Origin of the sequence: Blautia intestinihominis (genome assembly GCF_040096655.1) — a bacterium.
GTDB lineage: Bacteria > Bacillota > Clostridia > Lachnospirales > Lachnospiraceae > Blautia_A > Blautia_A intestinihominis.
Genome location: NZ_JBBMEI010000009.1, coordinates 11,570 through 36,933 on the forward strand (window position 1 = coordinate 11,570; position 25,364 = coordinate 36,933).

Sequence of the window (25,364 nt, forward strand, 5' to 3'; positions counted from 1 at the left end):
GAAACGAATTGGGATTATTTGATGAAGTAAAACAGAATGTGACCGTCCGGCAGGCTGCGGAGAGGTATGGGTTAAAGCCCAACAGGAGCGGACTGATCCGCTGCATTTTCCATAATGACAAATCACCCAGCATGAAAGTTGACCGGAGATATTATTGTTTCGGGTGTGGCTGTACAGGAGATGCCATTGATTTTACGGCACAACTGTTTGACATTGGATTGAAAGATGCAGCCATGAAGCTGGCAGATGATTTTGGGATTCCTTATTCCGGCAGGGACAGGGGATCACCGCAGAACAGGAGAAGCGTTTCGGCAAAAAAGCCAGAGCCGACACCAGAAGAACTTTGGCAGAAAAAACATCTGAGATGCCTGAGAGCCTATCTGGATTATCTGAGCCTGCTTCTGGAATGGAAAGAACAGTATGCACCAAAAACACGGACAGAAGAATGGCATGAAAAGTTTATGACTGCGCTCAGGGAGTTGTCAGTTGTTGAGTATTATCTGGATATCCTGCTCTTTGGGGACAGGGCAGATAAGGAAGCACTTGTAAAAGAAAAATGGAAGGAGGTGGAGCGGATTGAGCAATGCGAAAGAGAAGATAAAGGAGATCGCCACAAAAGAACAGAAAGATGCCATGAAAGAAATGCTCCGGATGGTAGATAAAAGCAAAGTCGATGAAGTGAAACAGATGCTGGAATATACACAGAAAGGAACTGCGAAAGCAACGGTTGGAAATTATATGGTTGTGCTGAGAAATGATCCGCTTGTGCGTGAGAGTATGAAATACAACAAGCTGACAGGCAGGATTGATATTGTAAAAAAACTCTGGTGGAATGAGGAAGTCTGCAAGTTGGATGATGATGGCAGGACTTATTTCTACTATTTCTTTGAATGCTATTACAAACTCACAAGTGAAAAATGTATGGATAAGGCACTCCGTATAGAAGCCAACAGCCGGGCATACCACCCGATCTGTGAGTATCTGGAACAACTGGAGTGGGACGGGCAGGAGAGAATCCGTTATGTCCTGCAACGGTACATGGGGGCAGATGCTTCGGATTTTGTCTATGAGGTTGTGAAGCACTTCCTGATGGAAGCATTAAGCAGAATCTACCGTCCCGGTTGTAAAGCAGATGAAATGCTTTGCCTGGTAGGTCAGCAGGGAGCCGGAAAATCCACATTTTTCCGTTTTCTTGCATTGAACGATGACTGGTTTTCTGATGATCTGAAGCAGTTGAATGACAGTAAGATATACGAGCATCTCCGGGGACACTGGATTATGGAAATGTCGGAGATGATTGCTGCAATCAGTGCAAAGAGCAATGAGGAAATCAAGTCATTCCTGACCAGACAGAAAGACACTTACCGGAACCCTTATGATAAATATGAGGAAGACCGGAAGCGTCAGTGTATCTTTGCAGGTTCAACGAACACAAGGCAGTTCATTCCTTTTGACCGTACTGGGGCAAGACGGTTCCTGCCGATTGCCATAGACAGCAGTAAGGCAGAGAAGCATATCCTCGATGATGAAAAAGAAGCCAGATCCTATTTTGACCAGTTGTGGGCAGAAGCAATGGAAATCTACTGGTCAACGGAGAATAAGAGCAGCCTGTTGAAGTTCTCAAAGGAAATGGAGCAGGAGATCAGTGAATACCGAAAACAGTTCACACAGGAAGATACGATGGCAGGAATGATACAAGGCTGGCTGGACGCTTATAAAGGTAGTCATGTATGTTCCGTCCAGATCTGGAAAGAAGCCTTTGACCATTTTGACCGGGAGCCGAAAAAATTCGAGACAAATGAGATCTGTTCTATTATGGATACGCAGATCACTGGCTGGAAGAGAGCCGGAGTCCACAGATTTTCAAAGGAAGGATATGGCAGACAGAGAAGCTGGATCAGGGAAGGAGCAGAAGAAGAGGGTGGCAACGAACCGGATAAAGATGGATTTACAAAGCTGACGAAAGCAGAACAGTTGGAGCTGCCATTTGATCTGCCCGACAGAGAGAAAGGCTGATTTTGATGCCGAAAGGCTACTGATTACCCGGAAATTTATTGCTTGTTGACATTTTTGTTGACACCAAAATCCTTTGTATTTACCGGTGTTTCAGCTACTTTTTAACAGGTGTCAACAAGAACATTCAAAAAACTTTTCAATAGTATTTTGGAAAACAGAAATAACTACCCGAAAAAAGTTTCAAACCCCATGTTGACACTTGCGTTGTCAGCGTGCCGATAAACTCCCGGCAGGGACAGAAGCAAACCTCTCTCTGTCGGGCACAGGAAAGAAAGGAAATAGATGATTATGGAAAAAATGATGAATAAAAAAACAGAAGGAAACACATTTACAAAGAAAATCGGGCAGACAGTATATGTTGTCCGCTATCATTTCAATGAAGATGCAAAGGAAACCATGCAAGAAAAGATTAACCGGATGCTGGTTGCAGAAGCAAGCCGAAAGGCAATGCAATAGATGGGGACAGAGACAATTGGAATTGAGATATGTTTGAGAATGTGATATGATTTGAGCAACAAATCGAATTTGGGGAGGAAAATTATCATGAATGATTTGAAGGTATCAGATATCATGTGTAAATGGTATATATGGGTTGCAGTTGGATATGTTATTGGAAAGAATTTAAGTGACACATTAGGGGGACTTATTGGTTTGGCAATTGGGGGTCTTATAGGCTGTTACATACAAAAAAATCATAGTAAAAAAGATGATTGATAACTTCCAGCTTGCGAGCTGAAAAATTTGAAGTTGTAAAGGAGCGTTATGCAATGGAAACAAGAAAAATTGTTCGTGGGATTATATTGGCAGTATTGCTGGTTTGTACGGTGTTTTTGATTTATTCCATAGTAACAGACCCATTAGGCGAACATGATATTATGCTTCCCCTTGCTGTTACCGCTGGATTTATTGCATTAGGGCAGGACAAGCGAAAAGAAAGATAAATCTCAGTTTGTATAACAGGAAAATTTGAAGTTTCTGTTGAGTTTTTTATGAAATATTCCATTTTTTTCAGAGATTCCACCCATATTCTACTTACAAGGGATTTTATTTCAATGATGAAAGAAGTACCTTTATATCATCAAATGAATGGAGGAATACATATGAACCAATTAGTTACAGGAAAATTTATAGCATTAAAGAGAAAACAGAAAAATCTAACACAGGAACAATTAGCAGAGAAACTTGGTGTTTCCAATAAGACTATTTCAAAATGGGAAACCGGTAAGTGTATGCCGGACTATTCCATTGTAAAAAGCCTATGCGAAGAACTTGAAGTTACAGTGGCAGAACTGATGGATGGTGAAATATCCGAAGAAAATAGTGTTCGTACCTATGATGATGAGCAGATTTTAGATTTGCTAAGAAGAACGCAGGAGTTAGAAAAGCAAAAAAATATGTTATATGGAATTATGCTTATTGTAATGGGTATTGCAGTACAGGCTCTTTCATATGCAATTGGTGGTTCGGATTTTAAGGACTTTATTTCTGGCTTACTATTGGGATTGTCAATTGGAGAAATGCTGGTTGGTGTTTATGTTGTTGGAAAATCCTTGGCAGGAAGATAACTTTCAGCTTGTCGAGCTGGAAAATTTGAAGTTGCGGAGGTGTTTTAGATGAAAAGGAAATGGCTCATTCCGTGTTTAATAGTGGTAATTGTGATTGCAATTCTTTTTTATACTGGTATTCAAAGGACGCATACTTTCACACTTGCAGAGAGAAACGGAGTTGCATTCAAGTCAGAACAAATACAACCACTGTTTGAAACTATTAGAGTAAGCGGTGATTGTGATACAGATGTGATATTTACTGATATTGAGACTGGCGAAACATACACGGTAGGATACATTACATCTGGTGTATCAGAAAAGATTAAACTACAAAAAGGTAAGTGGTACACAGTAGAGGGAGCTGGAAATATCACAGTAAGTCCAGTAAACATTAGAATTGAATGAAGAACAACAAATTTCAGTTTTATGATCTAAAAATTAATATGAAAGTAGAGCATATGAAGAAAAATCCATATGCTCTATTTTTTTGCCCACTTTCGAAAAAAAGTGATTAAAAAACTATTGACATTTTGTTACTGGAAAGACAGCAAAGAGTATTTTAATCAGTTGTGGTGCCAGACTTGCTCCATTTGATATTGCTGAACTTCGGGAGCTGATGTCTTATGATGAAATGGAACTGGATATGATTGGAGATCAGAGGACTGCACTGTTCATCATTATCTCTGATACCGATGATACATTTAACTTTGTAGTGGCGATGATGTACAGTCAGCTTTTTAATCTGTTATGTGACAGGGCAGACGATGTTCATCATGGAAGACTGCCTTATCATGTGCGAATCCTCTGTGACGAGTTCGCAAATATCGGCCAGATTCCGAAGTTTGATAAGCTCATTGCAACCATCCGAAGCAGAGAAATCTCAGCGTCCATTATCCTGCAATCACAGTCTCAGCTTAAAACAATTTACAGGGATGCAGCCGAAACCATTACAGGCAACTGTGACACAATGTTGTTCCTTGGTGGTAAGGAAAGTACCACATTGAAGGAAATTTCAGAGACACTGGGAAAGGAGACAATTGATTTATATAATACCTCAGATACAAGAGGTCAGAGCCGGTCTTATGGATTGAATTATCAGAAGACAGGCAAAGAACTGATGAGCCGGGATGAACTGGCAGTCATGGATGGTAATAAATGTATTTTACAGTTACGTGGTGTCCGTCCATTTTACAGTGACAAGTTTGACATCACAAAACATAAGCGGTATAAGCAGTTATCCGATTATGACAAAAAAAATGAGTTTCATGTGGAAGAATACATGAAACACCAGATGGAAGTACGGCTGGAGCCGGAAGAACAGTTTGACCTTTATGTGTATGAAGGAAGCGAACTGGAAAAGCAAATAAATATTGAAAAAGAAGGCACAGGGCATGTAGAGGAAAACAATACATAGCTCTTTTTTGATGCCCTTTTGGGAGGTAATACTATGCACAAGCATGAAAGACCGCCCATTAGGGCGGAACCTCTGAGTAGAAATTACCGGAACAATACAACAAAGCAGGAATTTCGAAAGGAGAACATAGATTATGGCGTTTTTTACATCAGCAATTAATATTTTACAGACTCTCGTAGTCGCTATTGGAGCCGGATTAGCAGTTTGGGGAGTAATCAATCTGCTGGAAGGTTATGGAAACGATAACCCTGGAGCAAAATCACAGGGAATTAAGCAGCTTATGGCAGGTGGCGGTGTCGTTCTGATCGGTACACAGCTTGTACCATTACTGGCGAACCTTTTTTAGCCGGGAAGGTAAGAAGGGAGAACACGCATGGATAAGATTTTTGAAGCAATAGAAGAATGGATGCGGAACCTTCTTACAGGCATGGTTAGCTCAAACCTGACAAACATGTTTACTGACGTAAATGAAAAAACAGGAGACATTGCAAGTCAGGTTGGGCAAACGCCCCAGGGATGGAGCGGCAGTATCTTCAGTCTGATTCAGAATCTGTCAGACTCCGTGATTGTGCCGATTGCCGGAATGATCATAACCTTTGTGCTGTGCTATGAGTTGATTTCTATGCTCACAGAAAAGAACAACATGCATGACATTGATACATGGATGTTCTTTAAATATTTTTTCAAAATGTGGGTGGCGGTCTGGTTTGTAAGCAATGCGTTTACGATTACCATGGCGATTTTTGATGTGGGTCAGAATGTGGTAAACCGGGCAGCAGGAGTGATCAATCAGCAGACAGCAATCAACATTGATTCGGTAGTTACGTCAATGGAAACTGCGATGGAGTCAATGGAGGTAGGAGAGCTGATCATATTGGCATTAGAAACTCTTTTGGCGAGTCTGTGCCTGAAGGTTATATCCATATTTATAACGGTTATTTTATATGGTCGTATGATAGAAATTTATCTGTATTCGTCAATCGGAGCAATTCCATTTGCAACCATGAGCAATCGGGAATGGGGACAGATTGGCAGCAACTATTTAAGAGGACTCTTTGCACTGGCATTCCAGGGATTTTTCATTATGGTATGCGTGGGTATTTATTCGGTTCTGGTTGCAAATATACAGGTGTCAGATAACGTGCATACAGCACTGCTCAGTGTAATGGCTTATACAGTGATACTGTGTTTCAGTCTTATGAAGACAGCTAATTTCTCAAAGAGCATATTTAATGCACACTAAACGAAGGAGGAGAAGGTATTGGAAAAATATCAGATTATTTATGCAGATCCGCCATGGCAATATCGAAATGCTAAAGGAACGGGCGTTGCCGAAAATCATTATAAGACAATGTCAGTGGAGGAGATTTGCAGCCTGCCGGTTAAGAAATGGACTGACAAAAATGCTGTGTTGTTTTTATGGGTCACATGCCCGCAGTTACCTGAAGCATTTAAGGTAATGAAAGCATGGGGATTTGAATATAAAACAGTTGGATTTGTCTGGTTAAAACCAAAACGAGCCGGAGACGGATATGTATTGGGAATGGGATATTGGACACGTTCCAATGTAGAAATATGTTTGATGGCTACAAAAGGGAAACCCAGGCGAAAGTCAAAAACAGTTTCACAGCTTATTTTTTCTCCACGGGAAAAACACAGCAAGAAACCAGATATAACAAGAGATTTGATTGTGGAACTTATGGGAGATTTACCAAGGCTGGAAATGTTTGCGAGGGAGAGTACACCTGGATGGGATGTCTGGGGGAATGAAGTGAACAGTACAGTAGATATTTTAAATCGTGAAGATGGGAGATGATGGAGGATGGCTTTTGTATCTGTACCCAAAGATCTGACAAAGGTAAAAAATAAGATTATTTTGAACCTTACGAAACGTCAGCTTATCTGCCTTGGCATTGCAGGAGCAGTTGGGCTTCCGTTTTATTTCCTTACAAGAGGACTGATTGGTTCAAGTAATGCGGCAACCGGAATGTGTCTGTTGATGCTTCCGGCTTTTTTATTTGCCATGTATGAAAAGGACGGACTTCCACTGGAAATAGTCCTGAAAAATATGATTACAGTAAAATTCATCCGTCCGCCAGTACGGAAGTATGAGGTTGAAAATTTGTATGAGAAAAAGAAAATTGTGACAAAAGCGAAAGGAGGTACTGCTCATGGAAAAAAGAAAAAACGATAAAGGGCAGTCTCAGCATACTGAGGGTTCCGTTTATCAGGAGAACTGGTGGCTGGATGAAGAAGATTCAGAAGAACTGCCAGTGTTTAATCTGGATGAAGCAGAAGATTATGCCAAGCACAGACAGCGTTTAACTGGAGAACCTGTGGTTACGGGGTATGAGGCTCTGGAAAGACGCAGAGGTGTTCGCAGACCAAGGCGTAAACTTACCAGACGTGAGAAACGTGCGTTGAAAAAAGCACAAAAATATGAGGAGAAACTGCATAAGACACAGGAAAAGGAAGATAAAAAGAGGGCAAAACAGGAGGAAAAACAAAAAGCTCGTGAAGAAAAAGCAGAAGAAAAACGTGCGAAAAAGGAGAAAAATAGAAAACAGAAACCTCAATCATCAGCTTCTGCAAAGGGAAAATCAAAAGTAAAAAGCAGTTCCGTAAAAAAAGCAGGCAGCAAGGGTAACACGGCATCGAAAAAAGAGAAGAAGATTACCGCACAGCAGTCTATTCCATACAGGGAAATGGGAAAGGATGGAATCTGCCGTGTTGAGGATGGATATTATTCCAAGACAATCCGTTTTTACGACATCAACTATCAGTTGGCTCAGAACGAAGATAAAAATACAATCTTTGAAAACTGGTGTGACTTTTTGAATTATTTTGACAGCACAATTCATTTCCAGTTGTCCTTTATCAATCATCACAGCAATATGACAGAGTATGAGGACGTGATTCGGATTAAGAAACAGAATGACAGTTTTGACGATCTGCGTACAGAATTTGCACAGATGCTCAGAAACCAGCTTGCAAAGGGAAATAACGGACTTGTCAGAACAAAGTACCTTACATTTGGGATTGAAGCAGATAATATTCGGGAAGCAAAACCAAAGCTGGAACGTATTGAAACGGATATTCTGAATAATTTCAAAATACTGGGTGTATCGGCATATCCGTTGAATGGTGTGGAGCGTTTACAGATTATGTATGAAACATTTAACCAGGACAGTAAAGTACCGTTTCAGTTCAGTTACGATGATGTATTGCGTACTGGATTGAATACGAAGGACTATATTGCTCCATCCAGTTTCCTGTTTAAGAACGGAAAAGATTTTCGGATGGGAGATACGATGGGTGCAGTTTCCTACTTGCAGATTCTGGCACCGGAGCTGACGGACAAAATGCTTGCAGAGTTTCTGGAAATGGACTGTAATCTGCTTGTCAATCTGCATATCCAGTCCATTGACCAGATGAAAGCAATCAAACTGGTAAAGGCAAAGGTTACAGACATTAACCGTATGAAAATTGAGGAACAGAAGAAGGCAGTTCGTTCCGGATATGATATGGACATCATTCCTTCCGACTTGAATACATACGGAGGGGAAGCGAAACGTCTTCTGGAAGATTTGCAGTCCAGAAATGAGCGAATGTTTCTTGTAACGGTGGTGTTTTTAAATACTGCGAAAGATAAACAGGAACTTGAAAATGTTGTGTTTCAGACAGCAGGCATTGCACAGAAATATAACTGTGCATTGAAAAGACTGGATTATCAGCAGGAACCGGGACTTATGAGCTGCCTTCCGTTGGGGAAAAACTGGATTCCAATCAAGCGTGCATTGACAACGACTTCAACTGCTATTTTTGTTCCATTTACGACACAGGAATTATTTATGGCAGGGGAATCTATCTATTACGGCTTAAATGCTTTATCCAACAATTTGATTATGGCTGACCGTAAAAAACTGAAGAATCCGAATGGACTGATTGTTGGTACACCGGGTGCTGGTAAATCATTTGCGGCAAAGCGTGAGATTACGAATGTTTTTATCGTTACGAAAGATGACATTATTATCTGTGATCCGGAGGGCGAGTATTTTCCATTAGTCCGGGCATTTAAGGGGCAGGTCATCCGTATCTCCCCAAACAGCCATGATTATATTAATCCGATGGATATTAACCTAAACTATGCTGATGACGATGATCCGCTTTCGCTGAAATCAGATTTTATCCTTTCTCTCTGCGAGCTTATTGTAGGTGGGAAGAATGGACTGGAACCAGTAGAAAAGACAATTATTGACCGTTGTGTACGAATGGTGTATCAGGATTATCTTGAAGACCCGGTACCAGAGAAAATGCCAATTCTGGAAGATTTATACAATTTGCTTCGGAAACAGGAAGAAGCAGAAGCACAGAGACTGGCAACTGCATTGGAGATTTACGTTAATGGTTCCTTAAAAGTGTTCAATCATCGTACTAATGTAGAACTGAATAACCGTCTGGTATGTTTCGATATTAAAGATTTAGGAAAACAGCTTAAAAAGCTGGGAATGCTGATTGTTCAGGATCAGGTGTGGAACAGGGTTACGATTAACCGTTCCGTCCATAAATCAACCAGGTACTATATTGATGAGTTCCATTTGCTTTTGAAGGAGGAACAGACAGCAGCATACAGCGTAGAAATCTGGAAGCGATTCCGTAAATGGGGAGGTATTCCGACTGGTATCACACAGAACGTAAAGGATCTGCTTGCTTCAAGAGAAATCGAGAACATTTTTGAAAATTCGGATTTTATTCTGATGTTGAATCAGGCTTCTGGAGACAGGCAGATCTTGGCAAAACAGCTTAATATTTCGCCACATCAGTTGTCTTATGTGACCAATAGCGGGGCAGGAGAAGGTCTTATTTTTTACGGAAATACGATTATTCCGTTTAAAGACAGATTTGATAGTTCTCTTATGCTTTATGCATTAATGTCATCGAAACCGGAAGATGTGGAGAAACGTGAAAAACTTGGTATTAAGGGCAGAGATGACGTTTAAAGAGGAGGCAGGATAAAATGAGAAAATGGCTTGCGGGACTGCTTTTTATCGTATCAGTGGTACTGCTCACTATCAGCATTTATTTCCTGATGGGTATATTTTTGCAGGAGAGACAGGATAATCAGTTACAGAATCAATTGCAGGAAGTGTTGCAGGAAGAATCAGATGAGACAGGAGAAGATTCTTCTGGTGATTCACTGACACAAATAGATGCAGGAATCCTGGCTTTACATGAAGAAAATCCAGACTGTATCGGCTGGATTACAATTGAAGGAACCAGAATAGATTATCCGGTTATGCACCGTCCGGGAGATAAAAATTATTATCTGCACCGGGATTTTAACGGGGAATATTCTGCCAATGGTTGTCTGTATCTTGCGGAAGAATGTGTGCCGGGAGATTCAGACAATCTGATTATCTATGGTCATCATATGAACAGTGGAAAGATGTTTGCTGATCTTGAAAAATATAAAGATGAGGATTTTTATAAGGAACATCCGATGATTCAGTTCCGTACCATCTGGGGAAATGAAGAATATGAGATACTGGCAGCATTTACCACACCTGTTTATACAGGAAATGATTTCAATTATTACAGTTTTATAAAGGCACAGAAAGGGGAAGATTATGAGTACTTTATTAGAGAAATTAAGCGAAAAGGAATCTATGAAACCAAAGTTACAGCCTTCTATGGAGAAAAACTGCTCACATTGTCCACATGTGAGTACTCACAGAAAAATGGGCGTATGGTCGTGGTTGCAAAAAAAGTGGAAAGAACTGGGGGATAATGACATGACGGACAAAGAAATTGAGAAGGAATTTGGCTATGAAGATATGGAAGAAGACTGGGATGACGATTTAAGTGAAGTGATCGACAGCGAGGAAGAAAATGACTACTATGAGGACGATGACCTTGACTATGGCGAATGTGACTATGAAGATGAGCTGAATGTTCAGGAGACAGAGCTTCCAAAGGGAAAAAAGAAATATGACAGCATCCTGGACTGGGACAGAGAAGATTATTGGGCATATGGCTGTTCGGCTAAAAAATTACTGGAAATGCAGTTTGCTGATATGATGAGCATTGCCGGATTACTGGAAGTCGTCGATTCACTGATTCTGATCGGAGAGACACAGCAGCACGAATTACAGGGCAATGTTTCAGACATCTCTACGAAACTGAAAAACAGAGCGATTTCCATTGTAGACAGATGGGAGAATTTCTTAGACAAAGACTATGAGATCAGGAGATGAGAACCATGCAGGAGCATGAATACAAAGCAAGGGATAAAACCGTTCAGAAGATGAGTCGTGATGGACTGCGAGAAGAAAACCTTCGGAGTAAGACGGAAAAAAGAATCACCGGACGTGAGGCAGATGGAAGAAAGGTAGCTGGTCACAGAGAGCAGGAACTTGATTTTGGAAAGGCAAGAAAAGCTCACATTTCCGATGATAGAATTGAGAAAGTAGCAGAAGTAAAACAACGATGGCAATCCAGACGTGATTTTCTGGAACAGGAAGACATTTCTGAATCTGAAGAAATGGAAACATCAGAAATAAGTGATTTAAGAGCAGGCGAGGAGAAATCTTCGCCTGTTTCACGTTCCAGACTTCGTAAGGACAGTATTCGTGGGCATCCAGGACGTAAGGTAGAGGCTGATTCTGAGATAGTAGAACCGGACAGGCAAAGCCGGAAGAAAAAAATGGTCACAGCATATGCAGCAAAAGAGCAGAAACGCTACCATGAAAAATCAGAAATTGATGAAAAATCAATGGAAGACTTTCGGGAAGAAATTAAGGGTAAGACAAAGAGAGAACAGATTTTAAAAGAGCAAAAGCAGTCAAAATCCCGTCTTATTTTTGATGATGAAGGAAAAGACAGGATTCCCGGAAGTGGTATGGTAAAACGAAGTGCCGTGGCTGTTGAAAATGTAGTATCCGCTTATGGGCAGAGAAAGGCCAGAGAGGATACGGATGATAATGCTGCTCTGGATGCGGCTGACCAGGCTGAACTTATGGGGGAATCACTTGCGAGAAAATCTATTTATGTCCGACAGCGTTTGAAGGAAAGCCGACAGAGAAATAACCGATTAAGGGAAAGTGTTCTGGAGGAAACAGAAAAATCCCGTCTGCAATTTGGCAGTGATTCGTCCAATGAAGCGAAAAAGGCAATCCAAAAAGAAGCAGAACAGAAGAAACAGTCTGCATTAAAGAAACTTTTACAGAAAAAACGTTATCAGAAGCAGTATCAGGCAGCAAAACAGGGAAAAGCAGTGAAAGATGCGGCAGTTGTAAATGCACAGAGATTTACAGAAAAAGCGAAGGCGGCAGTCAAAGAACTGGTGGCACAGAATCGAAATATTCTGTTATCTATTGGCATTATGGTTTTGCTGTTTGCATTAATGGCGACGAGTCTGTCAAGCTGTGCTGCATTATTTCAGGGAAGCACAAATGCCATAATTTCCACCAGCTATTCTAGTGAAGATGAGGATATTTATGCGGCTGAAAATGCGTATGTCGCATTGGAAAATGCACTGAATGAGCAGATTAATCAGATGAAGGAAACACATTCTGATTATGATGAATTTCAGTTCCAGATTGATGAAATCGGACACAATCCATATCAGCTTATTTCTTATCTGACTGTTAAATATGGTGGTTTTACATATGCAGAGGTGGCAGATGAAATCAAAGAGATTTTCAAAGAACAGTATGGCTTATATACAGATTCAACAAGAGAGACTGTGACAGAAAAGAAGAAGGTAAAGGTTGGAGAATCACTGGGACAGGTTGTGACCAGTGGATATTGTAACTGCCCGATCTGTTGTGGTCAGTGGAGTGGCGGCCCGACTGCCAGTGGAGCGTATCCACAGGCAAATCATACGATTGCGGTAGATGCATCGAATCCTTTTGTACCGATGGGAACGCATGTCATTATGAATGGAGTGGAATATGTTGTAGAAGATACAGGAGCATTTGCGAGATATGGTGTACAGTTTGATGTTTACTATGGTGACCACGCTTCTGCATCTGCACATGGACACCAGACCTGGGAAGCCTACATAGCAGACAGTAATGGAAGTCAGGAAGTGGAAGTGACAACGACAAGAGAAGTAAACCGACTGGATGTGACACTTACCAATCATAATCTGGATACAGTCCTGAGAAATCGTATGACGGATAAGGAACAGGAAAGGTATGACGCTTATAACAAGTATTATGGAAATCGTGATTACTTATTTGACTTGAACAGTATTCCGACAGGTGGTGCAGGATTCGGTTATGATATTCCGGCAGAAGCTCTTTCTGATCCACAGTTTGCAAAAATGATCAGAGAGGCAGAAAAATACCTGGGCTATCCTTATGTATGGGGTGGTGCATCTCCATCTACCAGTTTTGACTGCTCAGGTTTTGTGTGCTGGGTAATCAATAACTGTGGTAATGGCTGGAATGTAGGAAGAACTACCGCAGACGGATTACGCTCTTATTGTTCCTATGTATCTCCATCAGATGCGAAACCGGGAGATCTGATCTTTTTCCAGGGAACGTATGACACGCCTGGGGCAAGCCATGTAGGAATTTATGTGGGTAATAACATGATGATTCATTGTGGTAATCCGATTCAGTATACAAGTATTGCAAGCTCTTATTGGCAGCAACATTTTATGGCATTTGGCAGGATTCACTAGAAGGGAGTGATCGAATGTGAATATGCGACTGAAAAAAGTTCTGGATGATATTCAGAAAACGGAAGATAAGATTCTGGAATTACAGGAATATGTAAAGAAATTGAAGATTCAGAAAAAGCAGATGGAAGATGCAGAGATTATCAAAGCAATCCGTTCTATGAAAATGGGTAGTCATGAAATGCTGACATTTTTGGATGGGATTCAGAAAGGAACCGTTACGATGCAGTTTGATGAGGAAGGCAATCTTTCCATGGACAATCAGGAAACAGGAACAGTAAAAGAAAAAAGTTTAGAGGACGAAAAGATGTTCTCCGAATCGGAAGCAGAAAGAGAGGTTTTGGAAGATGAAGAATAAAGTATTGAAGAAAATTTTAATGGCGATGTTGACGGCAACTATGCTGATCGGTTCGGTAAGTGCGACAGCTTTTGCACAGGCAAATGAAAATGCAGAACAGCCGGAAACCACTCAGGTGGTGGAAGAACAGCCGGCAGAACAGCCTGCCACAGAAGAAACCCCATTTTCGACACCTGGAAATGGGCAGCTTGTAGATGATAAGGGAAATGACAGCTCAAAGCAGTTCCTGACGGTACAGACGAAAAACGGGAATACCTTTTACATGGTCATTGATCGTGCGGGCAGTTCAGAAAATGTATATATGATGTCACTGGTGGATGAAAATGATCTTGCAGAATTTTTGGATGAAACGAAAGAAACAGAAAAGAAAGAAGAACCTGCGGTTGTGCTTCCAGAGACGACTACGACACCGGAGCCAGAAGCAACAACTCAGCCGGAGACTGAAAAAAAGCAGGAATCTATTGGTAATAAAGGATGGCTGTGTGCAGCACTTGGCGGCGGATCAGTACTGGTTTTGGGTGGTATTGTTGTAGTTGTCATCAGCAAACTAAAAAAGAAAAAGGAAGAGGGCATCGTAGAAGAAGGTCTGGAGTTTGCAGACGATACACCATACATCAATGAAGATGAAGAAAAAGCAGCAGAACAGAAATAAAAGGAATGGGAAAAGGACAGTCATAGGTTGGCTGTCCTTTTGCAAAGGAAGAACAGGAGGAAATTATGGCGAAATTTTTAGTGATTGCAGAGAAACCAAGTGTGGCACATAGCCTTGCAAAGAATTTATCGGCGTACCAGAGAGAGGACGGGTATCTGGAAGGTAACAGTTGCATTGTCAGTTGGTGTCTCGGACACCTGGCAGAATATGCTCCGCCGGAAAAATATGATGAAAAATATACAAAATGGAAATTTGATGATCTGCCGATTATTCCAGATATATGGCAGGTGCAGGTGTCTGAAGACAAGAAAAAACAGTTTGAAATATTATGCAGATTAATGAACCGGGAAGATGTGGCGTATTTGGTAAATGGGTGTGACGCAGGACGTGAAGGTGAGCTGATCTTTAAGCGGGTGTATGATCTTGCCAGATGCCAGAAACCTGTGAAGCGACTCTGGATCAGCTCAATGGAGGATGAAGCAATTCAAAATGGATTCCGTTGTCTGAAAGATGGAAGTGACTATATAGGACTTTGCAATGCTGCGGTATGCAGAGCACAGGCAGACTGGTTAATTGGCATGAATGCAACCAGAGCATATACAACCAGATATTTTAAACGTCTGGTTGTAGGCCGGGTGCAGACACCGACACTTGCCATGCTGACAGAAAGAAAGGAAAAAGTAGAGAATTTCCAGAAAGAAGCCTATTATAAAGTTTCTTTATCAGATGGGAAAATGACAGTTACTTCGGAGAATATCCTTTCAGAAAAGGAAGCAGAAGATTTGCAGAAACTTTGTAATGGAGCGGATGCGATTGTAACGAAAGTAAAAAAAGAGCAGAAGAAAATCTCTCCGCCTAAGTTATATGATCTGACCAGCTTACAAAGAGAAGCAAACCGTTTTTTCGGATACACAGCGAAGAAAACACTGGATATGTTGCAGGAATTGTATGAAGAAAAAATGGTAACGTATCCGAGAACAGACAGTCAGTATGTTACCGAGGATATGAAAGAAACGGTAGAAATGCTTATGAATGGGATGATAGAGTTTCTTCCATTTTTAAAATCAGGACAGATTGGTGGCAATCCGGAGCGAGTGATTAACAATGCAAAGGTATCAGATCATCATGCGATTCTGCCAACAAAAGAGGCATTGGAAAATGGCATGGAGGGACTGTCAGATGGAAAGAAGAATTTGATGTTGTTAATTGGACAGCAGCTTGTACAGGCAACGGGAGAAGATTATCGTTGTGAACAGACGGAAATTACTGTTCAGTGTAAAGAACATGAATTTACTGCAAAGGGAAAACGACCTGTGCAGATGGGATTTAAGGAAGCAGAGGAAACATTTCGAAAGTCCTGTGTAAAAGCTAAAAAAGAAGATGAGTCAGAGAGTAGGAATGCTATTCCGGAAGGATATAAAGAGAAGATGGTTCTTTCAGGGGTTAAGGCTGAGAAAAGTACACATTATACTTCTCCACCTAAAATGTTCACGGAAGATACACTTCTTGCAGCAATGGAAACAGCCGGGAATAAGGAATTTGATTCCGAGACAGAGAAAAAGGGACTTGGCACACCCGCAACCAGAGCGAGCATTATTGAGAAACTGGTGTCTTCCGGATATGCAAAGCGGAAAGGAAAACAGATTCTTCCAACGACAGAGGGGTGTGAGCTGATTCATGTCATGCCGGAAAATCTGAAATCAGCAAGCCTGACTGCAGAATGGGAGAACCAGCTTCTTATGATGGAAAAGGGAAGAATTTCTGATACAGAATTTATGGATGGAATTGTGTCTTTGCTTGCAGATATTCTTGCATTGTGCAGAGCCATTCCGGAAGATGAAAGGAATCGTTTTCAGACAGCAAAAGAAGTAATTGGAAAATGCCCGGTCTGTGGTTCTGATATTTATGAGGGAAAAACAAATTACTATTGTTCAGACAGAAGTTGTTCATTTGCACTGTGGAAGTCTAACCGTTTTCTGGAAAGTATGGAAAAGTCAATGGATAAGAAAATGGCAGTTGAACTTTTGAAGAAAGGACGTACTCATGTAAAAGGACTTTATTCCAGAAAAAAAGACATTAAATTTGATGCAGATCTTGTACTTGGTGTAGAGGATGGGAAAGCCAGATTCAGTCTGGAATTTCCGAAAAAGAAACCTGACAAGAAGAAAAAATAGAAAAATGGAAGGAGGAACGCTTTATGGCGAGAGTAGATGAGATACGTGGACTTGCAGAATTTCATGCAGAGAGTATCAGCAGTTCACCGATAGACTGGATGAATTATCTGGATACTGCAGCCAAACTGTATCGCTATCCATTTATGGATCAGCTTTTGATTCATGCACAGCGTCCACATGCAACCGCCTGTGCGTCGCTGGAATTATGGAATGAAAAAATGTTTCGGTGGGTAAACAGAGGGGCTAAGGGAATTGCCCTTCTGGATGAAACAATGCAGAAAACACGACTTCGTTATGTTTTTGATATTCAGGATACACATATGGTAAGAGGTGGCAGATCACCTTATCTGTGGCAGATACAAGAAGGACAGCAGGCAGCAGTATTAAACCATTTAGAAGAAGTTTACAGTCTGGAGACGAAAGATACAGAAACACTTTCGGATGCATTGATGGCAACTGCAAAATATATGGTAGAAGAAAATCTGGAGGAGTACCTGGATGGACTGCTCTATGTGACAGGAGATACCTATCTGGAAGAACTGGATGAAGATACGATCCGCAGTGAATTCCGTAGTCTTTTGACAGACAGTATCTATTATACATTGGCAGTCAGATGTGGTATTGACCCAATGGAGCGTCTGGAAGAAACAGACTTCCGACATATTACAGATTATAATCATCTTTCAGTGCTGACTTTTATTGGAAATGCCACGAGCAGGGCAAGTGAGTCTGTACTTGTGGATATTGGAAGATATGTTCATCGCATTTCTTTGGAAGAAATGAAGAAAAGTATTGAAAATCCAGAAGAAAGGAATTATAATAACTTTACCACGTTAATTCGTGAAATCAAAGAAAACACAGAAGCATATAAAAACAATGAGCAGGAATATGAAGGAGGAAATGAGCATGGAACTGACATATCATCGCAAAGGGGACTACCTGTTTCCGAATCTGACAATCGAGGAGACAGAAGTGAACATCGGGAAGTACGGGATGTTACGGAGAACATTTCTGAAAGAGCACAAGAACAGCCTGTACCAGAGCCTGTTGCTGACAGGGAAACTGAACCGACATCTGGAGGAAATCGAGAAAGCAGCACTGGAGAGATTGGAAATTCAGATGAAGAAGTTATTGGAGCAGAATCCGGCACCATCGAAGGAAGTGAACCCGATGGAGTGGACAGCACATATGAACAGTCTGACGGCAATCGTGGAAGAGAGCATCTTGACGGAATTGGTGTACAGCTAGTAGAAGACACAAATGAAGATCAGTTAAGTAAAGCAGAGGAAGAAATTGCCTCTGCTTTATCTTTGCCTGAACTTCCATCTGTGAATGAGCAGAGGCGTGAGATTGAAAGCCGGGTTGCAGCACTTTATGCAGGAGAAATTGCCATTTCAAGTGATGTTGTGGACGAGATTTTAAGAACTGGGGGAAATCGAAGTGGAAACCAGTTGCGTATTATTTACAATTTTATGAGCGAGCAGTCACCAGAAGATTATACGGAGTTTGTTAAGCGGGAATATGGAACTGGTGGAAAAGGAATCGTAATTAACGGAATGGAGTATGCGGTCTGGTTTGATGAAACTGGAATGCAGATTGCAGTCGGACATACCGTAACAGATCAGATTTTAGATAAGGCTTTTTTATCGTGGGAAGACGTAAGTGGACGTATTCATCAGCTTCTGAAGCAGGGAGAATATGCACCACAGTCTGTGTTGGATGTGGCAAGAAGTAACGCTGTAAAGGAACATGCACAGACATTAGCATACATGAAAGGTGACATGGCGGAAGGTGTGGCAGAGCTTGTTTTTGATGAAGAAGATTTACCACATCTTACCAGCATTTATCCGGAGATTACGGATTATCTGGAAGAAAAAATTGCAGATCCAGAGTGGCTTGCAGATTTGAATGAACGACTGGAAGGACTGGCAATTGCTTATGAGGAAGATAAAAGCATTATGCGTTTTCGGACGTATAATCCGATCAGAGTATCCGGAGAATTTCAAAAATTTGCTGCAGAGGTTGTGCCTTATACTGCCAGAGATGATTTTGCATGGCAGGAACATCCGATATTTATTACACAAGATGAAATAGATGCGTTTCTGGCTGGTGGCGGCCCGTATTCAGATGGAAGACTGTCAACTTATTCTTTTTATCTTCTGAATGAGGATGATAAGACGAGAACAGACTTTATTAAAGAAAAATATGGTGTGGGCGGTCAGAGTCATGCTTTGAGTGGTGCAGATAATTCCCATGCAAACTATGATGGGAAAGGACTGAAACTTGAGAGAGGGAATATTGGAAATCCAGATACGGAAATCTTACTGCCATGGTCAAAAGTGGCAAAGAGGGTTGCTTATCTGATTGATAATCAGCAATTCTTACGTTCAGCAGATTATTCTCGTATGCCGGATTATGAGAGAGAACGGATAGCGTCTAAAGTAATCAGTTTTTATGCAAGACTTCCAGAAGAAATTGAGCGTCCATATAAAGAAGATTTTTTCAATGAGGAAGCAAGAAAAACAATTCCGGATATGCTTAAGGATACGGAACAGTCACAAAGTCTGTTACAGTCAATGGATGAGGCACTGGCTACATTGCCGTTGGATTTTGAGTCAGCAGGAGTGACATACGATCAGAAAGTACAACTTTTAACAGAAGTGCATCAGTATGTGGAAGGAACTTATACTATTTTCCCGGCACAAAAAGTAAGAGAACAAACAGAGGGACTGACAGGACATCAGATGTCATTGTTTGACCTTATGAGTGTAAATGAGACAGAAGAAGCTCTGGAAAATCCAGAATCAGAGGAAAGTGTTCCGGAAGTGGAAGACGCTCAAGAGGAAGCAGATCTGGGAACGGATATACATCAGTCCTTTGAGGAAGCAAAAGAATTATGGGAAGATGGCTTTTATGAAGAAGATTATGTGTTAAAAAGTCATGTGGGAGAACTGATTTATGACAGTATGGATGCAGTCGGCAGATCCGTGGAAGACTTTGCAGACGAGCAGATGAAGGTTGTCCGAAAACTGGCGGAGCAGGAACGTATGCTGGAACCAATTCTCAATCCGGATTTTTCTCCGGAACAAATGCAATTAGTATCTGATATAGCAGAAAAACTCTGGAATGACAACGGCAGATGGCAGGATGAAATGATAGAACCATATACTGACCATGTGATGGAGTCGGATGAAATTGCCACAATACGACAGGAAATGAATTTGGAAGTACCGGAAACAGTAACACCGCAGGAACAGTGGGACGAGAATGTATTTGAATATCAGGGGTATCATTTTGAGCCGGTAGGTGTTTTACCGCATGGTCTGGAAGGAAAAGAACTTGTAAATCTTACGAGGGGAAATACAGAATTACATTTATCTACATATGAAAGAGAAGATGATATTCTGTACTCTTACGCAGGTTTTTATGAAGCAAGCGGAGCAACGAAAGCAGATATTTTCCAGTGCATGGAAACGGGACGTAATTATATTCCGGGCGAGAATGAGCTGTTTGGCTATGAGGGAGAGTTTTTGCCATATTTGCAGAATGAGCAGGAGGAAAAGATAGAACCTCACAATTTCCGTATTACAGACGATGAATTGGGGGCTGGTGGTCCGAAAGCAAAATTTAAAGCCAATATGGAAGCTATCCGGCTTTTGAAGAAGCTGGAACAGGAGCAGAGACTGGCAACGTCAGAGGAGCAGGAAATCTTATCCAGATATGTCGGATGGGGAGGTATCCCACAGGCATTTGAGGAAAGAAATGGTGCATGGACAGAAGAATATCTGGAGTTAAAAGGAATATTGACTTCGGATGAATACAATGCTGCAAGGGCATCGACACTGAATGCTTTTTACACATCTCCGACAGTAATTAAGGCAATGTATGAAGCACTTGGAAATATGGGATTGAGACAGGGAAATATTCTGGAACCATCTTGTGGAGTGGGAAATTTCATGGGACTCTTGCCAGAGAGTATGAATCATACAAATATGTATGGAGTAGAGCTTGATCCTGTTTCGGGACAGATTGCAAAGCAACTTTATCAGAAAAACAGGATTGCGGTACAGGGATTTGAAGAAACAAATTATCCAGACAGCTTTTTCGACTGTGTGGTTGGAAATGTACCGTTTGGAGCTTATCAGGTCAGTGACCGGAAATATGACAGATACCATTTTATGATTCATGATTATTTTATTGCCAAGTCCTTAGATATGGTTCGCCCAGGTGGTATTGTTGCGGTTGTTACATCAAGTGGAACAATGGACAAGCAGAACCCGGAAGTGCGACAGTATTTTGCAAACCGGGCAGATTTATTGGGAGCTATTCGGCTGCCAAACAATGCTTTTCAGAAAAATGCGAACACGAATGTTGTTGCTGATATATTATTTTTTCAGAAAAGAGACAGAATTTCTCTTGCGGAGCCTGACTGGGTAAAGCTAAAGACAACAGAGGAAGGATATACGGTCAATGCTTATTTTGCAGATCATCCGGAAATGGTGTTGGGAGATTTTACAACAGAAAGTACACAGTATGGAAAGCAGGAAATAACTGTAAAAGCAAAAGAAGGGGAAAATCTTGCAGAACAGTTAAAAGAAGCAATCGGACATATTCAGGGGACAATTACGGAACTGGAAATTTCAGATACGGAACTGGAAGAACAGGTAGTTTCGATACCGGCAGACCCAGATATTAAAAATTTTAGTTTTGCACTTGTCGGAGAAGATATTTATTATCGTGAAAATTCGGTAATGAATAAACTGGAACTTCCAGTAGTAACGGGAGAACGTGTCCGTGGCATGGTAGCTATCAGGGATGCAACCAGTAGACTCCTTGAAAGGCAGTTAGAAGAAGGCAGCGATGAAGAAATCTCTGCATTACAGGCAGAACTAAACCAGGTTTATGACAGATTTACTGAAAAATATGGTCTTCTTAGCAGTAATGCAAATAAAAGAGCGTTCAGCATGGACAGCAGTTATTGTCTTTTGACATCGCTGGAATTTCTGGATGAAAAGGGAGAATTAAAGCGGAAAGCAGATATATTTAGTAAGAGAACCATTCGGAGAGCAGAACCGGTAACGTCCGTGGATACGGCAAGTGAAGCATTGGCAGTATCAATCGGAGAAAAAGCAAAAGTAGATATTCCTTATATGATGCAGCTTACCGGAAAAACGGAAGGAGAAATAACGGAGGAACTGGCAGGGGTAATCTTTAAGAATCCTATTACAGAAAAATGGGAGCCGTCCGATGAGTATTTGTCTGGAAATGTCAGAGAAAAATTAAGCGTTGCAAGAGCTTTTGCAGAAAATCGTTCCGAGTATATGGTTAATGTGCAGGCTTTGGAACGAGTGCAGCCGAAAGACCTGGATGCATCTGAAATTGAAGCCAGACTTGGTGCTACATGGATTTCCCCAGATTATATCACAGAATTTATGGCTGAAACTTTCCATACACCAAGGCATCATATCAATTATGATAGAATTAAAGTGCAGTATGCGGAAGTAACCGGACAGTGGAACATAAAAGGAAAGAATGTAGATAGCAGTAACAATCCGCTTACTACATCGACCTATGGAACGCAGAGGACAAACGCTTATCGCTTACTGGAAGACGCATTGAATCTTCGTGACACTAAGATTTATGATACAATCCATGATGCAGATGGAGAACATCGGGTATTAAATCGGAAGGAAACAACGCTGGCACAGCAGAAACAGGAATTGATCAGAGAGGAGTTTAAAGACTGGATTTTCCGGGATATGGATCGCCGTGAAAATCTCTGTAAGATATATAATGAACGGTTTAACAGTATCCGTCCAAGAGAATATGATGGCAGTCATATTCAGTTTGTCGGTATGAATCCGGAAATTAAACTTATGGAGCACCAGAAAAATGCGGTGGCACATATTTTATATGGAAACAACACCTTGCTTGCACATTGCGTGGGTGCGGGCAAGACATTCCAGATGATTGCAGCTGGAATGGAGAGTAAACGACTTGGACTTTCACAAAAGAGTCTGTATGTTGTACCGAACCATTTGCTGGAACAGTGGGGAAGCGATTTCCTGCGACTTTATCCAGGTGCGAATGTTCTGGTAGCAACAAAAAAAGATTTTGAGCCTGCGAACAGAAAGCGTTTTTGTTCCAGAATTGCAACAGGAGATTATGATGCAGTTATTATTGCACATAGTCAGTTTGAGAAAATTCCACTTTCCAGGGAACGTCAGATTGCATTGGTGGAAGATCAGATTGCAGATATTACAGTGTCTATTGAAACTGCAAAACTGGAAGTGGGACAGCAGTATACGGTCAAACAGATGGAAAAGACAAAGAAAACGCTGAAAGCAAAACTGGATAAATTAAATGACCAGACAAGGAAGGATGATGTTGTTACATTTGAGCAGCTTGGCATTGACAGGCTTTTTGTAGATGAGAGCCACGCGTTCAAAAACCTCTTTTTATATACAAAAATGAGAAATGTAGCAGGCATTTCACAGACGGACGCACAGAAAAGTTCGGATATGTTTATGAAGTGCCGATATATGGATGAGATTACAGGTGGTAAGGGAATTACATTTGCAACTGGAACACCTGTGTCAAACAGTATGACTGAATTGTATACCATTATGAGATACCTTCAGTATGATACGCTGATGAATATGGGAATGGGACATTTCGATTCCTGGGCGGCAACATTTGGAGAAACAGTTACTGCTATCGAATTGTCACCGGAAGGAACGGGCTATCGTGCAAAAACACGATTTGCCCGTTTTTTCAATCTTCCAGAGCTGATCTCCATATTTAAGGAAGCGGCAGATATTCAGACTTCTGATATGCTGAATCTGCCTGTACCGGAAGCGGAGTATATCAATGAAGTACTCAAACCAAGTGAAGAACAGAAAGAAATGGTAGAAGCATTTTCGGAGCGTGCAGAACAGGTTAGAGGCGGTAATGTTGATCCAAGGACGGATAACATGCTCAAGATAACCAACGATGGAAGAAAATGTGCATTAGATCAGAGACTCCTTAATGATATGCTGCCGGATGCAGGAGAGAGTAAGGTAAATGCCTGTGTGGAGAATGCTTTTCAGGTATGGGAAGATGGAAAAGAAACACAGGGTACACAATTAATTTTTTGCGACCTCAGCACACCGAAGAATGATGGAACCTTCAATGTTTACGATGATGTGAGAAACAAACTTGTAGAGCGTGGCATTCCAAAAGAACAGATTGCGTTTATCCATGAATACAATACAGAAGCAAAGAAAGCAGAGCTGTTTGCAAAAGTGCGTGCAGGACAGGTTAGAATCCTGATGGGGTCTACACCGAAACTTGGTGCAGGTACGAATGTCCAGGACAGACTTATGGCATTACACCATTTGGACTGTCCTTGGAAACCGTCAGATCTGGAGCAGCAGGAAGGACGTATTTTACGACAGGGAAATCAGAATGACAAGGTAAAGATTTTCCGATATGTAACAGAAAATACATTTGACTCGTATATGTGGCAGATTCTGGAGAATAAGCAGAAATTTATTTCACAGATTATGACCAGTAAATCTCCGGTTCGTGCCTGTGAGGATGTGGATGATACGGCATTATCTTATGCAGAAATCAAAGCACTTGCTACCGGAAATGAATATATTAAGGAAAAAATGGATTTGGATGTTCAGGTGAGTAAGCTGAAACTTCTGAAAGCAAACCATACCAGTCAGATTTATCGCCTGGAATCGGATATAGCGAAACGTTATCCAGTACAGATTACCGCATTAAAAGAGAAAATAGCTGGAATGCGTGTAGATGCAGGAACGGTAAAAGGGGTGGATTTGCAGGATAATGATAGCTTCGTAATGACGGTTGGTGGAAAAATGTATAATGATAAAAAGGAAGCAGGTCTGGCGTTGATTGCGGCAGCATCTGGATTAAAAACGGTAAAATCAGCAGGGCAGATTGGAGAATATCACGGCTTTGCACTTTCTTCAGAGTACAATTTTCTGTCCAATACTTACACCATGACGATTAAAGGAAAATGCTCGTATAAGATTGAATTTGGAAAGGACCCACTTGGTAATATCCAGAGAATCCACAATGCACTTTCGGCAATTGAGAAAAAACTGGAAGAAACGGAAAGAAATCTGGATACGGTGCAACAGCAGTTAAAGACTGCACAGGAGGAAGTACAGAAGCCATTTCCAAAAGAGGCAGAATTGAATGAAAAAATGGAACGTCTGGCAGAATTAAATGCCATGCTCAACATGGATGAGAAAGGGGGAGAAAATATTCTGGCAGATGAAGAAATCGGAGAGAATCCAGAAGTAACCACGTCAGATAAGAGTCAGGACAGAATTGCAGACGGTATCCGTAAGGTTTCGATTCTGGAAAGACTGAAAGCACAAAAAGAGCAGGAAAATACGACTGCTACACAACAGAAACCAAAAAGGAAACACGAACAGGAGTTATAAGAGTATATCCCGTCAGAGTAATGAGCTTTGGCGGGATTTTTCTATGGAGGATGAT

General features: G+C 41.2%; 19 protein-coding genes and 1 pseudogene. All 20 read left to right on the forward strand.

Annotated features, from left to right (window positions below):
* Positions 1 to 8 precede the first annotated feature (8 nt).
* A complete protein-coding gene (locus WMO75_RS04405; RefSeq protein WP_158433345.1) occupies positions 9 to 662 on the forward strand; it encodes a CHC2 zinc finger domain-containing protein in 654 nt (217 codons plus the stop codon).
* Positions 577 to 2,016, forward strand: coding sequence for a virulence-associated E family protein (locus tag WMO75_RS04410; RefSeq protein ID WP_227392426.1), 1,440 nt, complete (start codon positions 577 to 579; stop codon positions 2,014 to 2,016). Before WMO75_RS04405 ends, WMO75_RS04410 begins: the two co-directional genes overlap by 86 nt.
* 288 nt (positions 2,017 to 2,304) lie before the next feature.
* Entirely contained in the window at positions 2,305 to 2,472 is a 168-nt protein-coding gene (locus tag WMO75_RS04415; RefSeq protein WP_158433346.1) for a transposon-encoded TnpW family protein, read from the forward strand.
* Positions 2,473 to 2,559: 87 nt separating this feature from the next.
* Positions 2,560 to 2,730 (forward strand): hypothetical protein, encoded by a 171-nt coding sequence (locus WMO75_RS04420; RefSeq protein WP_173812235.1) that lies wholly within the window; start codon positions 2,560 to 2,562, stop codon positions 2,728 to 2,730.
* 53 nt (positions 2,731 to 2,783) lie between these two features.
* Positions 2,784 to 2,957, forward strand: a complete 174-nt coding sequence (locus WMO75_RS04425; protein WP_173812237.1) for a hypothetical protein — start codon at positions 2,784 to 2,786, stop codon at positions 2,955 to 2,957.
* Between the two features lie 159 nt (positions 2,958 to 3,116).
* Positions 3,117 to 3,581, forward strand: a complete 465-nt coding sequence (locus WMO75_RS04430; protein ID WP_002594658.1) for a helix-turn-helix domain-containing protein — start codon at positions 3,117 to 3,119, stop codon at positions 3,579 to 3,581.
* Positions 3,582 to 3,629: 48 nt separating this feature from the next.
* Positions 3,630 to 3,968 (forward strand): hypothetical protein, encoded by a 339-nt coding sequence (locus tag WMO75_RS04435; protein ID WP_118573148.1) that lies wholly within the window; start codon positions 3,630 to 3,632, stop codon positions 3,966 to 3,968.
* A 133-nt stretch (positions 3,969 to 4,101) separates the two neighbouring features.
* Positions 4,102 to 4,977: pseudogene (locus WMO75_RS04440) on the forward strand (VirD4-like conjugal transfer protein, CD1115 family); the annotation flags it as partial.
* Between the two features lie 133 nt (positions 4,978 to 5,110).
* Positions 5,111 to 5,323 carry a Maff2 family mobile element protein gene (locus WMO75_RS04445; RefSeq protein WP_005421639.1) on the forward strand — a complete coding sequence of 71 codons (213 nt, stop codon included), beginning with the start codon at positions 5,111 to 5,113 and terminating at the stop codon, positions 5,321 to 5,323.
* A gap of 27 nt (positions 5,324 to 5,350) precedes the next feature.
* On the forward strand, positions 5,351 to 6,220 hold the full coding sequence (locus tag WMO75_RS04450; protein WP_118062437.1) for a VirB6/TrbL-like conjugal transfer protein, CD1112 family: 870 nt from the start codon (positions 5,351 to 5,353) through the stop codon (positions 6,218 to 6,220).
* 18 nt (positions 6,221 to 6,238) lie between these two features.
* Positions 6,239 to 6,793, forward strand: coding sequence for an MT-A70 family methyltransferase (locus tag WMO75_RS04455; RefSeq protein ID WP_118626874.1), 555 nt, complete (start codon positions 6,239 to 6,241; stop codon positions 6,791 to 6,793).
* A 6-nt stretch (positions 6,794 to 6,799) separates the two neighbouring features.
* Positions 6,800 to 7,171 (forward strand): PrgI family protein, encoded by a 372-nt coding sequence (locus tag WMO75_RS04460; RefSeq protein WP_118062435.1) that lies wholly within the window; start codon positions 6,800 to 6,802, stop codon positions 7,169 to 7,171.
* A complete protein-coding gene (locus WMO75_RS04465; protein WP_118743829.1) occupies positions 7,149 to 9,977 on the forward strand; it encodes a VirB4-like conjugal transfer ATPase, CD1110 family in 2,829 nt (942 codons plus the stop codon). Before WMO75_RS04460 ends, WMO75_RS04465 begins: the two co-directional genes overlap by 23 nt.
* 17 nt (positions 9,978 to 9,994) lie before the next feature.
* On the forward strand, positions 9,995 to 10,765 hold the full coding sequence (srtB, locus tag WMO75_RS04470) for a class B sortase (RefSeq protein WP_349077681.1): 771 nt from the start codon (positions 9,995 to 9,997) through the stop codon (positions 10,763 to 10,765).
* 4 nt (positions 10,766 to 10,769) lie between these two features.
* A complete protein-coding gene (locus WMO75_RS04475) occupies positions 10,770 to 11,231 on the forward strand; it encodes a hypothetical protein (protein WP_118743831.1) in 462 nt (153 codons plus the stop codon).
* A 5-nt stretch (positions 11,232 to 11,236) separates the two neighbouring features.
* Positions 11,237 to 13,666, forward strand: coding sequence for a C40 family peptidase (locus tag WMO75_RS04480; RefSeq protein WP_349077682.1), 2,430 nt, complete (start codon positions 11,237 to 11,239; stop codon positions 13,664 to 13,666).
* A gap of 22 nt (positions 13,667 to 13,688) precedes the next feature.
* Positions 13,689 to 14,021, forward strand: coding sequence for a DUF4315 family protein (locus tag WMO75_RS04485; protein WP_233550219.1), 333 nt, complete (start codon positions 13,689 to 13,691; stop codon positions 14,019 to 14,021).
* Entirely contained in the window at positions 14,011 to 14,673 is a 663-nt protein-coding gene (locus WMO75_RS04490) for a CD1107 family mobile element protein (RefSeq protein ID WP_349077683.1), read from the forward strand. The genes WMO75_RS04485 and WMO75_RS04490 overlap by 11 nt, the downstream gene beginning before the upstream one ends.
* A 65-nt stretch (positions 14,674 to 14,738) precedes the next feature.
* Positions 14,739 to 16,847, forward strand: a complete 2,109-nt coding sequence (locus tag WMO75_RS04495) for a type IA DNA topoisomerase (RefSeq protein WP_118743835.1) — start codon at positions 14,739 to 14,741, stop codon at positions 16,845 to 16,847.
* Positions 16,848 to 16,870: 23 nt separating this feature from the next.
* Positions 16,871 to 25,309, forward strand: coding sequence for a helicase-like domain-containing protein (locus tag WMO75_RS04510; RefSeq protein ID WP_435377810.1), 8,439 nt, complete (start codon positions 16,871 to 16,873; stop codon positions 25,307 to 25,309).
* Positions 25,310 to 25,364: the final 55 nt, after the last annotated feature.

Coding starts and splice junctions, on each gene's coding strand:
- WMO75_RS04495 (WP_118743835.1), top strand. CDS start 14,739: ATGGCGAAATTTTTAGTGATTGCAGAGAAACCAAGTGTGGCACATAGC.
- WMO75_RS04445 (WP_005421639.1), top strand. CDS start 5,111: ATGGCGTTTTTTACATCAGCAATTAATATTTTACAGACTCTCGTAGTC.
- WMO75_RS04430 (WP_002594658.1), top strand. CDS start 3,117: ATGAACCAATTAGTTACAGGAAAATTTATAGCATTAAAGAGAAAACAG.
- WMO75_RS04465 (WP_118743829.1), top strand. CDS start 7,149: ATGGAAAAAAGAAAAAACGATAAAGGGCAGTCTCAGCATACTGAGGGT.
- WMO75_RS04450 (WP_118062437.1), top strand. CDS start 5,351: ATGGATAAGATTTTTGAAGCAATAGAAGAATGGATGCGGAACCTTCTT.
- WMO75_RS04435 (WP_118573148.1), top strand. CDS start 3,630: ATGAAAAGGAAATGGCTCATTCCGTGTTTAATAGTGGTAATTGTGATT.
- WMO75_RS04485 (WP_233550219.1), top strand. CDS start 13,689: ATGCGACTGAAAAAAGTTCTGGATGATATTCAGAAAACGGAAGATAAG.
- WMO75_RS04490 (WP_349077683.1), top strand. CDS start 14,011: ATGAAGAATAAAGTATTGAAGAAAATTTTAATGGCGATGTTGACGGCA.
- WMO75_RS04480 (WP_349077682.1), top strand. CDS start 11,237: ATGCAGGAGCATGAATACAAAGCAAGGGATAAAACCGTTCAGAAGATG.
- WMO75_RS04415 (WP_158433346.1), top strand. CDS start 2,305: ATGGAAAAAATGATGAATAAAAAAACAGAAGGAAACACATTTACAAAG.
- WMO75_RS04460 (WP_118062435.1), top strand. CDS start 6,800: ATGGCTTTTGTATCTGTACCCAAAGATCTGACAAAGGTAAAAAATAAG.
- srtB (WP_349077681.1), top strand. CDS start 9,995: ATGAGAAAATGGCTTGCGGGACTGCTTTTTATCGTATCAGTGGTACTG.
- WMO75_RS04420 (WP_173812235.1), top strand. CDS start 2,560: ATGAATGATTTGAAGGTATCAGATATCATGTGTAAATGGTATATATGG.
- WMO75_RS04510 (WP_435377810.1), top strand. CDS start 16,871: ATGGCGAGAGTAGATGAGATACGTGGACTTGCAGAATTTCATGCAGAG.
- WMO75_RS04425 (WP_173812237.1), top strand. CDS start 2,784: ATGGAAACAAGAAAAATTGTTCGTGGGATTATATTGGCAGTATTGCTG.
- WMO75_RS04475 (WP_118743831.1), top strand. CDS start 10,770: ATGACGGACAAAGAAATTGAGAAGGAATTTGGCTATGAAGATATGGAA.